This window comes from Paenibacillus sp. 1011MAR3C5, assembly GCF_003591485.1.
Lineage (GTDB): Bacteria > Bacillota > Bacilli > Paenibacillales > Paenibacillaceae > Pristimantibacillus.
The window spans coordinates 944,968-960,345 of sequence record NZ_QZCF01000001.1 but is presented as its reverse complement, the minus strand read 5'-3'; the positions used below and the strand labels follow the sequence as shown (position 1 = coordinate 960,345).

Genomic DNA, 15,378 nt, shown 5'->3' with positions numbered 1-15,378 from the left:
CGAATGCCAACCAAGCTGCTGAAGGAGGAAGCTATGAGCTATACGATTCTCATTGTCGAAGACGATAGGAAAATTGCAGAGCTGCTCAGATCGCATATTCAGAAATATGGGCATACGGCGGTCGTTGTTGAGGATTTCGGTCAGATTCTGCTGCAATTTCAGAGTCTGAAGCCTCATCTCGTCTTGATGGATATTAATTTGCCTAGCTTTGACGGTTATTATTGGTGCCGGCAGATCCGGACTGTATCTACGTGTCCGATTATCTTTCTTTCTGCAAGAAGCGGGGAGATGGATCAAGTGATGGCGATCGAGAACGGCGGCGATGACTATATGACTAAGCCGTTCCATTATGAAGTGGTGATGGCGAAGATCCGCAGCCAGCTCAGACGCGCTTATGGCGACTATGCCGCATCGACGGAGGAACGCGTGATGGAGCGTGAGGGACTCGCGCTCCATCCGGAGAAGATGGAGCTGCGGCTTGGCAGTCGATCGGTAGAGTTGACCAAAAAGGAAACCGTGCTGATGGAAGCGCTGTTGACGGGGTTCGGCAAGCTGGTTGGACGCGAGACGCTGCTGGAGAAGCTGTGGGACGATTATGCGTATGTGGACGACAATGCGCTTAGCGTCAATGTAACCCGCCTGCGCAAGAAGCTGTCCGACCTCGGCATTCAGGAAGCGCTGGAGACGGTGCGCGGCACCGGCTACCGGCTCAATCCGAGTTGGCTGGGGGATGCGAAGTAATGCGGCTCTTTATAAGAGAGCATATCCCGCTTGTCCTCTTTGTTATGCTGCAGCTGGCGGTTGTAACGGTCGTCTTTTATTTGGATGGCTATCGAAGCTGGAAGGTGGCAGTCTATGCGGCACTACTCGGGCTCTGCTTCTTTGGCGTATATTTGGTCTATCGTTATGCTACTCATCGCAGCTTCTACCGGATGCTGAGCCGGCAAGATCAGCCAATAGAAGAGATGACGGACGTAGCGGGTTCAGCACCGTTGCCCTCAGCCATGCGGGAGCGGCTGGCGGAGCAGTATAAGAGCTACGATCAATTGCGGCTGGACGCGGAACGGAACCGGGAGAACCATGTGACGTTCATCAATCATTGGGTTCACCAGATGAAGACGCCATTATCAGTCATGGAGCTGATGCTTCAGGAGGATGACAGCGAGCGAAGCGCCAGTATGAGAGAAGAGACGGACCGCTTGCGGAAAGGGCTGGAGATGGTGCTCTATATGTCGCGGCTGGAGACGTTTGAGCAAGATTTTACGGTCGAGCGCATCGGGCTGCGCGAACTGGCGAATGAGGTCATTCTGCATAATCGGAGGCTATTTATTCGCAGCGGCGTCTTTCCCAAGCTGGAAGTGGAAGAAGAGCTGACGGTATATGCGGACCGGAAATGGCTATTCTTTATGGTAGAGCAGCTCCTCTCCAATGCGGTCAAATATTCGGCGCCGGGCGGCGCCAGTGTCATCATTGCTGTCTACCGCGACGACCGTGGAACTGTGCTGGAGGTACAGGATCAGGGCATAGGCATTCCGCAGTCTGATCTGAAGCGAATCTTCCATCCCTACTTTACCGGGGAGAATGGCAGACGCTTCAAGGAGTCGACCGGGATGGGACTTTATTTGGTCCAATCGGTCATGGATCGGATGGGTTACCTCGTAGAGGCGGAGTCCAAGATTGGCGCAGGTACGGTTATACGGCTAGTATTTCCTTAGTACAGCTATTTAGAGAAGAAGCGGATTCATTGGAATCCGCTTTTTTGTATGGTAGAGTGCGATCGAATAGGCATGTCTCTAACCTTGCAATAATGTAAGGTAGGTGAAGGTGTTGTTCATGGGATATCGGCTTCCAGCCGGCTACAATTGAACTATCAAGAGAGCAGGAGTGGATGGCGATGAATGTATTGGAAGTCAAAGGCTTGAATAAAATCTACCCCGGCAATGTGCCTTACCGAGCGTTGAACGATATCGATCTGACGATAGCCAAAGGAGAGTTCGTCGGCATTATGGGGCCGTCGGGCAGCGGCAAGACGACGCTGCTGAATGTGGTTTCAACGATTGACCGTCCTACTTCCGGCCAGGTGCTGCTTAATGGGGCAGACCCGTTCCGCTTGCTGCCGGAGGGGCTGGCAAGATTTCGCCGGCGGGAGCTCGGATTCGTCTTCCAGGCCTTCAATCTGCTGGATACGATGACGGTCATGGAGAATATCGTCCTTCCGCTTACGCTGGATCGGAGCAAGGTGGACGATATGCTGCAAAGAGCGGAGCGGATCGCGGAGAAGCTGGGCATTGCAGGCATTCTGAATCAACGGACCTACGAAATTTCGGGAGGCCAGGCGCAGCGTACCGCAATTGCCAGAGCACTGATTCATCAGCCGCAGCTTGTGCTCGCCGACGAACCGACAGGCAATCTGGATTCCAAGTCGGCCCGCGATGTGATGGAGCTGATGTCTGCATTGAATAAAGGCGAAGGCGCGACCATGCTGCTCGTCACCCACGATGCGATGGCAGCCAGCTATTGCGACCGCGTCGTCTTTATTAAAGACGGGCGAACCTATAGCGAGGTTCACTGCGGAGACAACCGGAACGCTTTTTATCAAAAGATATTGAATGTATTGTCGCTGCTTGGAGGGAATGGACATGAATTTCCGACAGTTCGCGTATAGAAACGTCATTCGCAAGAAGCGGACGTATGCGGCTCATTTTCTAAGCAGCGCCTTTTCAGTCATGGCTTTTTTTATCTATGCTGTGCTGCTTTATCATCCCGATCTCCAAGGCCAGCTTACGTCAAGCAGCGCAACAGCCTCGTATCTGGCGACGATGGGACTTAAAGTTTCGCAATATTTCATATTTATCTTCTCTTTCCTGTTCCTGCTTTATTCTACTGGTGCATTCCTGAAGGCGCGCAAGAAGGAATTTGGCATTCTGCTCGTGCTGGGCATGACGGAGAAGCAGCGCATGAAGCTGACCTTTGCCGAAAATATGCTGATTGGACTCGCCGCCATTGCCTCGGGGATTGGCGTTGGACTCCTGTTCACCAAGCTGATGCTATTGGTGAGTGCCCGGCTGCTGATGCTGGAGGAAGGACTGCGCTTCTATCTACCGCTTGAAGCGGTATGGATGACAGCGGGCGCCTTTGCACTATTGTTCCTGGTTGTATCCATTCTGACGATACGGGTCGGGCGGCAAACCAGCGTACTGGAGCTAATCAAAGGTGACGAAAAGCCGAAGCCCGAGCCGAAAGCTTCGATCTGGCTGTCGCTGCTTGCGGTGGTGCTCATTGCGGCGGGCTACGGCATGGTGTTCTTTTTCGTTAACTATTCTGCTTTTTTCCTGTGGCTGCTTGCGCTGGCCGTCGGCTGTGTAGTGGCGGGTACTTACTTCTTGTTCACGCAGCTTAATGTCTACGTGCTTCGGGCGCTCAGAAGGCGCAAGACCGTGTTGTTCCGCGGCATCAATCTGATGTCCTTCACGGATATGGCTTACCGGGTCAAAGATAATGCGGTGATGTTCTTTATGGTGGCGACGGTGATGGCCGCAGCCTTCTCCGGAATCGGGGCATGTCTATCCGTCAGCGATCCCGGACGAACGGAGAGACAATATCCGTATGCCTTCACCTATGGGTATCCATCGGAGCATGGCGGAAGTGCCGATGAAGCGGTAGCCCGTATTGACGAATCGCTGCAACGGGAAGGGTATGCTTTTCAGAGATCGAAGCTTGATCTTGTCTATGCGGGCAACAGCAATTATGCCCTTGTATCGCTGACCCAGTTCAACGAGTTGGCTGCCATTAGAGGATTGGGGACCTATGAGCTCGATGCCGATGAGCTGCTGATCGCTTCCGGCGTGATCTCCCGGAATAGCGGCAGGTATGACGATGAACCCGTGATACAAGCCGCCACGGAAGTAGTAAAGGAGAACGGGCAAGGGGTACTTCGGCTGAAAAAAAGAGTGGGCGATAACATTATCGCGCTGTCGGACGATGTGATCGTATTGCCTGACGTAGAGCTCAAACGGCTCAGACAGGAAGGCGCAAAAGCAACCTCGATCATGTACTATGCTGTTCCGGAATGGCAGGAGACACTGGAGCTGGCAAGAAAGCTTGAGTCTGAACTGACAGACGGATTCGCGGGAGCAGGACAAGGACCATTCTCGGCGCTTTCCATCGATCATTACCATGAAAGGCAGCTTAACGGCATTCTGCTTATAATAAGCGTATTGGTCGGAGTCGTTTTCTTCACCTTTGCGGCAAGCTTTATCTATTTCCGGCTCTACGCCGACGTGGACCGGGACGAGAAGCAGTTTGGCATGACGAGCAAGTTGGGGTTGAGTCCGAAGGAGCTCGGACAATTGGTCACGCGGCAGCTGACGGTTATGTTTTTCCTGCCGTTCATGCTGGGCATGGCCCATAGCGCAATCGCCTTTATCAATATGGCGAACTTGACGAAAACCTCCATGCTGACGAACGGCTTGATTATATATGGTGTGTTTTTCGGGATACAATTGCTGTACTTCCTATTGATCCGGTGGCGCTATTTGAATCGAATGAGAAGGAAACTGGCTTGAGGGTTCGGATCTTACAATTTCGATTACGTGAAAAGGCCGTCCAAAGACTGCATAACGCAGCTCGCGGACGGCCTTTCGGCATGTATAGGTGCTTATCGCTTTCGCAGATCGAAAAACTCGCAGGCCGATCTTTGATGATACATGAGATCGCTCACGGTAGATTGGGTCACGACGGTATTCTCGTCGAACCGTACGATAACGGAGCTCGCATCTACGATGTGATTATCCTGAAATACCCGGATACGCGTCCCTTTTTGCAATGCTTCTTCAAAATCGGTATCCGTCAGCAGCCTTCGGTTAAGCGACATGTTCGAACTCCCTTCTTAATGTGGCGTATCGCCTGTCATTATTCCATGATCTATAGTCTAGCGCATGATGTGCTTTCGAACAACAAGGGCTAGTCAGTCGGGGCGATTTTTCACGGTTGCAGCCATTAGAAGAGAAGGGATGTTAGTCCAGGCTCGCCTTCTTTTTTGTCCAAACCCCGCATAAGTATGGAAGAGCGCAGGACGAGCGGACGGGAGGGATAGAGATGGCGAAGTGGGGAAGGCGAGGCTTTCGACACGGGCTGTTCCGAGGCTTGGGAGGTTTTCGCAAGGTGAAGACGGTGACTTGGGGAGGTCCACGCGCCAAATCAGCGCCCGCCAAGTCAGGCGGAGCGAAATGGGGCTCGGGCGGAACGAAGCTGAACGGCATGAAGTGGGGCGGCAAGCCAGCCTCCGGAGGCAAAGGCGGAGGTTGGGGCAAACGACCTTCCCTCTTCCAGCCCCGCCGCAGCGGACGGAAGGCGCAAGTGTCTTCCTGGGGGACGAAGCCCAAGGATGCGCGTCCTCGGCGCCGGATACGCAAGCGCACCATACTATTGCTGATGCTGGTATTTATGCTGTTGTTCACGGTGCCGTCGTTTATCTTTATCGAGCGGAATTTGCGTCCGCCTCTAATGAATATTGCCAAGGTCCGGGTGAAGCAGGTCGCCACCCAAGCGATTAATAAAGCCATTACGGAGCAGGTTGCCCGCAAATCGGACTCGGAGAAGCTAATTGACTGGAAAATGAACGGAAATGGGAAGATATCGGGATTTATGCTGAACTATACGGAACATATGAGTATTACATCCGAGACGATCGAAACGGTGCAGAGCACGCTGAAGGAGATTAAGGACATACCGGAGCATATTCCGATTGGTCATGCGCTTAATAGTGCGATCATCTCCTCATTCGGTCCTCGTGTTCCTGTCAAATTCGAGCCGGTCGGAGCGGTTAAGGTCGAGCTGAGCACAAGAGAGCGCAACGCAGCTATCAATATGGTGCTGGTCGAGGTCTACATCAAGGTAGTCGCGGAGGTGTCCATCATTATTCCGTTCGATACCGAGCCGGAGCTGGTGGAGACGGAAATACCGATCTCCTATTTGCTCGTTGTCGGCGATGTGCCGATGTATTATTACGACAGCTCCGGCAATCCGGTCGGAGAGAATGCGCCGCAAGCGCCTAACATATCCGTTCCGATCTCGCCGGGGACGGGAGTCTCCACCAGTCCAGGTGTCGAAGAAGGAGAGAAGAAGGCGGAGGACGGACATTCCCCGTTATTACAGATGCAGTCCGAATAATGATCCTGAGACTGAGCCAAAATCGAACAATCCCGCAGGGGCTGCCAGCCCCTGCGGGATTGTTGTGTTGGAGCATCTATTCGCTGCCTGGTTGCGTAAAGGCAGTGCGAGGAGCATGAGGACCCGAGCGTGCATAGGCTCTAGCGTCTTCGGCGCTGGCGTTCTTGCTGCTCCCACCGTCTCAGCATCGGATAGGGGTCGAAAGCCCATTCTACAAGCCCTCGGTCGCTGTAGATGCCATAATGCAGATGCGGAGGAAACTTGCCGGAGGTGCCAGGCTTCCCGTAGCCGGAGCTGCCGACCCAGCCGACGACTTGTCCCGGCTCCACGATATCGCCGACCGCAAGCTTCTTGTCGAAGCCGGACAGGTGAGCGTAGTAATGGTAATGGTTGTTCAGATCACGTATACCGATACGCCACCCGCCGAACCGATTCCAGCCCTTAATCTCGATGACGCCATAACAGGTGCTCCTTACTGGTGTGCCGTGCCCGGCGAACAGATCGGTGCCTTCGTGGCTGCGGCGCCCGCCCCAGCCCCGCTTGGCGCCCCATGTATCCTTGTAGGAGTAATTCGTGCCGACCGGCAAAGGAAAGGCGTGCTGGTATAAATCAAGCTTGCCGTATTTCTTATAGACGGATGCGAACTGCTCAATCCGTTGCACGGCGCGGCTGTTGCGGTAATAATCCCATAAGCCGATGGGGAAGCGTATGTCGCTCGTTCCTTTCGCCGAGGCGAAGCTTACCAGGGAATAGAGCAAGTCAGTATCGCTGCTGCGATCAGCGAGGCCGTTGCCGTCCCCGTCTCGTCCAATACCATTGAACCATTGGATGGATAGCGGGAAGTTGTCGTCGGAGTAGGGGTTAAGCACGCCTGCCCACCGTGCCTGATCGATGAAGACGCCGACTGTCTGGCCGAGTTGCGGTCTGGCCTTCGGCTTCGCCTTCGAAATCGTTCGTTCATACTGATCGACCGCGGCGATCCAGTACCACTCCACGTTCGTTACACTGCTCAGGCTGTCGTATAGCTCGCGCCGCACATCGTATTGATCCTTGACGGGAACAGCCCCCGGCTCCTCCATGCGGCTTGCTGCTGCCGATACCGTCTTCCCTGCTACGGCTGCAGGAACTCCCGGACTTATAATAAGCGACAAAGCCGTCACAGCGGCCGTCATCGGAATCCACACCTTCAATCTTCTCACCCTTTCAGAAGCATGACGGACATAAAGGTATGTTTTGCGGGTGGAGTGGATTTTATCCAGAAAATGATTTTAGGGCTAGGATAAGGTGATTTTTGATTGTAGAACATTTGTTCGCCTATAGAAAAATATAGGGGGAAATAGCAGTTTATCCTACCTAAGAACTATTGGACGGGATTTATATAGGATATAGACTTAAATTGTAATATATTATCAAATATAATAGAAAATAATAAAAATATGAAAGGATGTATTCTTGTGATGTTTAAGAGGAAACAAAGAGCGTCGTTTACTGGTGTCTCCAAGAAAAAAATCGTTATCTTGATTATGATTATTTTCTTATTTACTAGCTACTTTCAGAGCTCGCAAAGTATTGCCATCAGCGAAAATATGAAAGGGATTGAAAGTGCAAGCGAGGTAAAAACGATTAAAACGGCATCCATCCAGGGAAAAGAAAGCGCTAAAAAAATGGATGTTGAACAATTACGTGCAGAATCGATTGAAAAATCACTTCAAATGCTTAAGCAGGAGGATAAGAAAAAGTATTTTCCCAATAAGACTTTAGTACAGAATAAGCAAGTGGAGAAATACATCATAACTATATCAGATAGTCGAGACTTCTTAATTTCTGCTATTGACTGGTCTTTGGAAAATCAAATTAAAGTATTGGAATTGCCCACTATCAAAGATGATTTTTCCGCTAAAGAACGGAAAGCTATGAGTGTTGCCAGTGAGAAAGGACTCCTATTTATTAGTTCCGATATAATTGTTGAAAAAAATGAGCTCGGAAAAGCAATAACAATTAATAAAGATGATCTTGCTCAAAAGGTTTCTGAAAAAGCACTGATTAAAAGTTATTCTGTCGAGAAAGATAAAGTCGTATCAAGAAAATATAATTTAGTAGATGGAACATCAAGTCTAGACGTAATACTTATGATGCTATCCATGAATTTAAATATGAACCAATTACAACTTAATAATTTGCTTGAAGTAACCTCAAATCCAATCGGAAATATAGAGAATAACGAGTATGAAGTAAACACATCAAGAATCTTAGAATTTATGTTGTTGATGAAGAACGCTCCGAAACAATCGATTGAATCCAATATGCCATCCCAGTCACTTGTTACCACTACCAACGCAACCCTGCCTTCAATTTCAGCAAGTAACATAACAACAAACTCAATAACCTGGAACGTTGCCTATATTAACCCCAATGCCTATGGGAATAGATTGGAACTGTACAATTTCACAACAAACCAATGGACTGATATTTCTGGAACTTATTACACCAAAAATGGTTCTTATACTGCATCTAATCTCTCGATTGGAAATACTTATAGAGGAAGACTTACATATTTTCAGAATGATGTATGGATAGTTGTTGATAAAATTGTTACTACAATTGCGACAGGACAGCCGACGATAAATGTCAGCAATGTCCAAAGCACATTTGCCGGCGTTAACGTGAAGTATCCTGCAAATGTAGTGTACGGTAATAAACTCGAATTATATCACTATGCTAGTGGTCAATGGACAACTATCGTGAGTGATAAAGCTGCGAACGGTACTTATACGATTAACAATTTAATACCTGGGAATTATTATTTCGTTAGAATGACTTGGTATGACAATGATTGGAAAATAAAGGATGTAAATTTCACAACTTCATCAAATAATCAATTATTAAGTATTAAATATGAGTATGATTCTAATGGACGGCTCATTTACATTAAGGATTCTCAAAATAATATTATTGCTTCTTTTACTTATGATGATAACGGGAATATGAAATCCGTACAGAAATAAAAAGAAAATATAGGAGGATTCGTATGAAGAAAGTACTAATCTTTGCACTGACTTTTTTAATGCTTATTACAAGTGTTCCTCAGACATATGCTGAGCCGAGATTGGAAGAACAAGCAGCTCAGGAGCAGATAGAACAATATTTAATTAAATTCAAAGATGTTGAAGCGGGAATCGATAGTTTAGACCCAGGAAGTATTGTGAAAATATTTGATCATGTTTCAATCATTAACGTCATATTATCCCAGCAACAATACCAAGAGTTAACGGCCAATGAGAATGTTGAATTTATTGAAAAGAATAAAATCATTCAATTGACTGCTTCTCCTATTGCGGAAAACGAGCGATTGCTACCCGCTAGCGAGAAGGTAGATCAGATTACGACTGATACTATCAATGTCCAAAATAATTCAATATTAACTAGCACTCAGGAAGAGCTATTAACGAATAATGCAGCCGCACCATCTCCAATTAAAATAGCTGTGCTAGATACAGGTGCAACTTCTGAAGAACAAGTTGCAGGAGGAGCATCATTTATATCTGATGAAGACAAATACCTGGATAATCATGGACATGGGGGCGATGTCATTGCTGCGATAAAGCAAAATTCCCCTGAATCTTTATTGTATGCGCTTAAAATATTTGATCAATCAGGTGTTGCTTCATATAGTCAAATAATTGAGGCCATAGAATGGTCTATAGATAATGAAATAAATATCGTTAATATGAGTTTTAGTCATTCAGACTATTCACTAGCGTTGGCAGAAACAATGTATATGGCAAGTGAGGAAGGGATTTTACTCATTGCGGCTGCCGGCGACCAAGCCACCGATACATTGGAATTTCCTGCCGGTTATAATACGGTTATTGCAGTAGGTGCAGTGGATGAAGAGCATCAGCTTATGCTCCAATCGAATAGAGGAACTCATCTCGATTACGTAGGCTATGGCATAAGTGGAGAAGGTGGACAATATGACGGTACAGGCATAGCGGCTGCGAATGTCACAAGTATAACAGCCAGGTATATGGCGGCTTTTCCTGGACTAGGTTCATCTGAAATCAACGAAATAATGCGATCAAACACTCTGAAGCTGACGCCAGCCGAATTATTTGGTTATGGTTTCGCACAATTCATAATAGCCACAGATCCACTGGAAGGTGTGGATGAAGAACTGCCTTCACTTCCATTTCCCGAAGATGAGCCCGTTCAAAGTGATGTTCCAGAATTTGAAGGAACCGCAGAAGAAAAAAGCTATCTTCTAAAAAAATATTTGGAGTTAGAAGCGATTAGAATTCAGAAAGAAACCTCTGATCCATACTCTGAGCAGAAAGTGATTCAAGAACGTGCGAGGCTAAATGATGAATATCTTGAAAAAGAAAAATTATTTACAGCATCTTATAAAGCAACAGAATCCAGTGGCTTGAATAATCTTGATGGCGAAACACTGGTTCCTGTAAACATATCGGATTCGGCTGAAAGTGAAAACGAGTCCATTTTCGGCGACGATTTCTATTTGAATAGGGAGAATCCTTCACCTAATGAGATTACAGACAAGAGTATTCTTTCTGAAAAAATCTTAGAAGAATCTACAGCTCGACATGATGAGGAAAAAACAAGTTCCACAACTGAAGATGTCAAAGAAAGAGAAAATAATGAGGATACTGAGAAAAACTCAAGCGGTACAATGAATAAGCTAAGTAATCAAAATACTAATGAACCAAATATAGTGGCTCCTCAAATGAAGATAGACGAAGCCCCCTTCTCTATAGAGTTATATAATGAGAATGTATCTATGTTGTCCGGCTCGCTAAGCATAACAGAAACAGATTTTACTCTGCCGGGCAGAAACGGGCTTTCATTTAGTCTAACACGTACTTATGATACGAGTAGCGCACAGCATTTCGATATGTACTATGCATATAATTACCGAACAAAATATTCGTTCGATTACTCGTACACAATCTCTGAAGCACCTTCATGGATCCCTAGAACATCTGAGGGAACGATGTCCAGATACACACGTGCAGAAATCGATGATTTATACAGCGTCGTAACAAGCGGTAGGTATAACGATAATTATGAGACGTTTAAAACCGTATATCGAGCAACCTCGGGCATTTATTCCAACCCAGAAACTAGCTATACCAACCATACAAAAGAAAACCCGATAAATAAGAAATTCCCCATTGGTCAAGGTTGGACATGGAACATCCCCTATGTGAAAACCGAGGGAAGCAAAAAATATGTGAATGTTCCGGATTTGGGAACTTACGAAATTTCTGGATCTACGCTTGTGAATTATCCGTGGTCCGATTGGTCGTATGCCTATGATACCTCAGTGACGTATTTGGGTAGAAAGTCAGTAGGGGTACTAAAGTCGGTATTGGGTAACAAGATTTATTTCGATAATGATGGAAACGCTATATATATTCAGGACAAGAACAATAATTATATTGGTTTTGGATATAGTGAAATAGCGACATATGGTACGGTACTTACTTCGGTTAGCGATGCCATCGGAAATACGATCGTTATCGAATACCCTCAAAACAAAGTGCTTATTAAATATAATAATAGTACGGTTACCTACGTCAAAGGAATTCTTGATGGCAGGGAAGTATTGAATCAAGTTATTGATCAGGTAGGTCGTCAAACCACTTACAGTTATGCAACGAGACAAGCTACGTTCCAGCTTGCGCCAAGTGGAGGAAGCAAATCCAATAATTACAATTTACTAACGAAAATTGTACATCCAACGGGTTTACGAACAGAATATACGTACGAATCATCCTATGTTCGAAGAAAGTGGGGAAGTTCAACATCGTATAATGACGTTTACAGGTTAGCTTCACGCAAAGATGTTGTGACCTTTGCTAACGGGCAAACGAAAGACTTTAATTTATCCACATTGGTCTATCAAGGAGATATGGGAAGTCAACATGGAAGCAGTCACACGTTTTCGACTAAATTATTCGATCAACAGCTAGAATCGACGCATACCTTCAACAAGAAATTTATTAACTCGGATACGGGATCAGCTTATTACCATACCAAGTCAGCGATTAAAGATTTAACTACTAACGTAAGTAAAGTCACGGATATGACTTATGATATGACGAAGACAAGGACGAACCCGCTTTCAGTTGCAACGTATTATACGAATGCGGCAGGCCAATCCTCGGCGAATCGGGCAACCGAAAGTTATGTCTACGATAATTACAAAAACGTTACTAAGCATTCCAATTCGTTGGGAGCTGTCAACGATTTTACCTATGATTCCAATCGTAGGTTAAAAAGCTCGATTGAACGCTTTAGTGCTGCTCAAGCTTTATATACGGAGATTGTGAGCCGTACGGCCCAAGGCGATCCGAAAGAGGTCATGATTCGAGCGAACTCGGCGACAGGAGCTATTTTGCAAAATGTGGTTTATTCCTACGATGCCCATGGGAACGTTACTGAAATACAGAATAAAGAGCAGAATCGCACCAATACCATAAAGGTTGAATATAGCACAGCTAATGGCTATAATAGCGCTTTTCCAACCAAAATCATAAAATTGTATACGGATGTAAACGGGGTTGCGAATCAACAGGAGCTTCAAGCATTATATGACAAACCTACCGGCTTAATTCAAGCTTTTACAGATGGGAAGAAAAACACGTCCACATATACGTATGATAAACTAGATCGTTTGACGAAAGTGACGCAACCAGACGGCACGACGGTCACACAGCAATACCTAGATCTTCAGAATCAAATTACACATGAAGATGAACTGAAACGAAAATCCTACGTCAAATGGAATCCTCTAGGCCTCCATATGGAATCAGGGATTTATGTTGCAGGTGTTATGAGACCGCAAGTGAAAAATGAATATGATTCGAATAGTCGAATAATTTGGGCTGAAGATGCGACCGGCTTACGTACGACGTTCAACTATGATCGCTGGGGACGAGTTCTAACGGTTGCGAAATCCGGAAAGGTGCAGACTACGCAGTCGTTTGACGATTTCCTTGCCACTTCGGTGATAACCGACCCAACCGGGTACAAGGTCAGGGAGTCAACTGATTCTTATGGACGTGTCATTAAGCGAGAGGATGGACAGGGGAATCAGTTCACTACAAAATGGACGGGGACATATGATTGGGCACATCGATTGCTAACCCAACAGGACGGGAAAAATTTTCTGACAACTTACGGTTACGATCCTCTAGGAAGATTGTTGTCCGTGAAAGCTCCAAATAACCAGCTGTTCCAGTATAGTTATAACCGGTCTGGCAACATGATTCAAATGACTTATCCTGACGGTAAAATCGTTAAACATGACTACGATGAGATAGGAAGATTAATAAAGACGACGGATCCGTTGAATAAAGTAGAGAAATATACGTACGATGGTAACGGGAATGTCTCTGCTTTCATCAATAAGAAAGGTCAACAAATCAACTATCTGTATAACAATAAAAGAGACTGGCTGGAACAAAAGAGCGGCCCTGATCAAACTATTCGTTTTACCTACAATTTGGATGGTTCGAGAAAGACGATGCAGGATAATGGCACCCGAACGACAAAGTACTTCTATGAACCGGATACGGGATATTTGGATTATATCGAGTATCCAGATACCAAAAAAATAGATTATGGTTATGATGTAGCCGGAGATCTCGTACAAGTCATATTGCCATTCTCCGATCGGGTCAACTATCTCTATAACGATGAGAAACAAATTAAACAAGTGAATTGGAATAATGCCAAGCAAGTGGAATTTAGTTACGTATACGGGAATATGATTGATCAAATGAAATATGTCAATGGGCTCACCCATGATTATAATTATGCAGATGGGAAGATGACCGAGGTATGGCATCTGAACGGTACTAATCAACTCAATAAATACATCTACAGCTATGATGTGAATGGCAACATCAACAAACGAGTCGAAAAGATCTTGAATAAACCTGAGGAGACATATACATTCACATACGATTCGATGAATCGGCTGCAAACATCATCGCTCTTCAATGAAAGCTATACGTATGATGGTCGAGGAAATAGGCTTACCTTATCATCAGATAGCGGAATTTATATTCCTGCAGGGAATGCATCCTATGAATACGACTCGTTTGACCGCCTTGTTAAATCCACGAAAAATGGAACTGTCATCGAATATAAATATGATGGTGATGGATTATTAGTGGAACGAAAGGAAAATAATATAACGATACGCTATTATTATTCTGATCAGCTGTTAGTTGCAGAAGGAATTGTGCAAAGCGGTAATACAGTAACGGAGAAAGCGAGTTATTTGCAGGATAATGGCCCATTATTGAGAGAGGATGGCTCGGGCAACAAGTATTATTACATGAAGAACGGGCATGGCGATGTCATAGAGCTTCGATCAGCTACCGGAGCCGTTCAGAATAGTTATAAATATGATCTATGGGGAAATACACTCCAGGCGGCAGAACTCGTACCCAATCCATTCCGATACACCGGAGAGCTATGGGATAATAATGCTGGGTTACAATATCTTCGGGCCCGCTGGTACGATCCAAGCTTGGGTAGGTTTATCAATGAGGATACGTATAAGGGTGAAATGAATAATCCGATGACGTTGAATCTGTATACGTATGTAGTCAATAACCCGCTGATTTACATTGATCCGTCGGGAAACAAACATCTTCCGCAAGGCTCCGGTGGAGGGGGAAGATCTCGGCACGCCCTGTCTGGTGGCGGTGGTAGTCCTACTCCTCCTGTATCAAAATCAAAGAGCAAGGCTTCTCCGAAACCTAAGTCAAGTAACTCCAGTGATGCCTTACGCCAAGAGATCCTGAGAGTTAAGCAGTCAAGTGCTAAGGGAAAGGGGAATGTTACGAAATTACCGAATCAAGGTATAGTGACTGGAAATGTCCAAGGAGCACCTAAAGTTGATGCTGGAAAACAAGGGAAACATGTCTATGGACATAATAACCACGACCCAAATAAGACCTCATGGGGGAGGGGACAAGATGGAGTCAACCTGACTCAAGAAGGTTGGATGAAAGGTACACCAACAAGTAATTCTGATAAAGTAAGAGTTTGGGATACAGGAAAACCAATTGGGCCTAATGGAGAAACTGGTGTTCGAGTTCATATGGATGGTAAAGGTAATATACACGGCTATCCAGTGGACCCGAAACTGTATCTTCCATGAGGGTAAAAAGG

The 15,378-nt window shown here is 46.1% G+C and carries 9 protein-coding genes; 7 read left to right on the top strand and 2 right to left on the bottom strand.

Annotation, left to right across the window (positions count from 1 at the left end):
* Positions 1 to 3: 3 nt before the first annotated feature.
* The 4 genes from D3P07_RS04390 to D3P07_RS04375 all read left to right on the top strand — a co-directional run bounded on the left by D3P07_RS04390 (position 4) and on the right by D3P07_RS04375 (position 4,565).
* Complete coding sequence (locus tag D3P07_RS04390) at positions 4 to 741, top strand: response regulator (RefSeq protein WP_310732521.1); 738 nt, start codon at positions 4 to 6, stop codon at positions 739 to 741.
* Positions 741 to 1,715, top strand: a complete 975-nt coding sequence (locus tag D3P07_RS04385; RefSeq protein ID WP_119798835.1) for a sensor histidine kinase — start codon at positions 741 to 743, stop codon at positions 1,713 to 1,715. Before D3P07_RS04390 ends, D3P07_RS04385 begins: the two co-directional genes overlap by 1 nt.
* Before the next feature lie 179 nt (positions 1,716 to 1,894).
* Positions 1,895 to 2,665 (top strand): ABC transporter ATP-binding protein, encoded by a 771-nt coding sequence (locus D3P07_RS04380; RefSeq protein WP_119798834.1) that lies wholly within the window; start codon positions 1,895 to 1,897, stop codon positions 2,663 to 2,665.
* The gene (locus D3P07_RS04375) at positions 2,640 to 4,565 is read left to right on the top strand and encodes an FtsX-like permease family protein (RefSeq protein WP_182914173.1); all 1,926 of its coding nucleotides are present in this window, start codon (positions 2,640 to 2,642) and stop codon (positions 4,563 to 4,565) included. Before D3P07_RS04380 ends, D3P07_RS04375 begins: the two co-directional genes overlap by 26 nt.
* A gap of 92 nt (positions 4,566 to 4,657) precedes the next feature.
* Here D3P07_RS04375 and D3P07_RS04370 read toward each other — a convergent pair whose 3' ends face one another.
* Positions 4,658 to 4,873 carry a hypothetical protein gene (locus D3P07_RS04370; protein ID WP_119798832.1) on the bottom strand — a complete coding sequence of 72 codons (216 nt, stop codon included), beginning with the start codon at positions 4,871 to 4,873 and terminating at the stop codon, positions 4,658 to 4,660.
* Between the two features lie 224 nt (positions 4,874 to 5,097).
* Here D3P07_RS04370 and yunB point away from each other — a divergent pair, with 224 nt between their 5' ends.
* Positions 5,098 to 6,171: a sporulation protein YunB gene (gene yunB, locus D3P07_RS04365; protein ID WP_259391335.1), complete on the top strand. Its 1,074-nt coding sequence runs from the start codon at positions 5,098 to 5,100 to the stop codon at positions 6,169 to 6,171.
* Between the two features lie 140 nt (positions 6,172 to 6,311).
* Here yunB and D3P07_RS04360 read toward each other — a convergent pair whose 3' ends face one another.
* Positions 6,312 to 7,343 carry a M23 family metallopeptidase gene (locus D3P07_RS04360; RefSeq protein ID WP_119798993.1) on the bottom strand — a complete coding sequence of 344 codons (1,032 nt, stop codon included), beginning with the start codon at positions 7,341 to 7,343 and terminating at the stop codon, positions 6,312 to 6,314.
* A gap of 285 nt (positions 7,344 to 7,628) precedes the next feature.
* On the opposite strand from D3P07_RS04360, the gene D3P07_RS04355 reads away from it, so the two are divergent.
* Together D3P07_RS04355 and D3P07_RS04350 are read left to right on the top strand one after the other, a co-directional pair.
* The gene (locus tag D3P07_RS04355) at positions 7,629 to 9,176 is read left to right on the top strand and encodes an RHS repeat domain-containing protein (RefSeq protein WP_119798831.1); all 1,548 of its coding nucleotides are present in this window, start codon (positions 7,629 to 7,631) and stop codon (positions 9,174 to 9,176) included.
* Between the two features lie 23 nt (positions 9,177 to 9,199).
* Entirely contained in the window at positions 9,200 to 15,367 is a 6,168-nt protein-coding gene (locus D3P07_RS04350) for a S8 family serine peptidase (protein WP_119798830.1), read from the top strand.
* Positions 15,368 to 15,378: the final 11 nt, after the last annotated feature.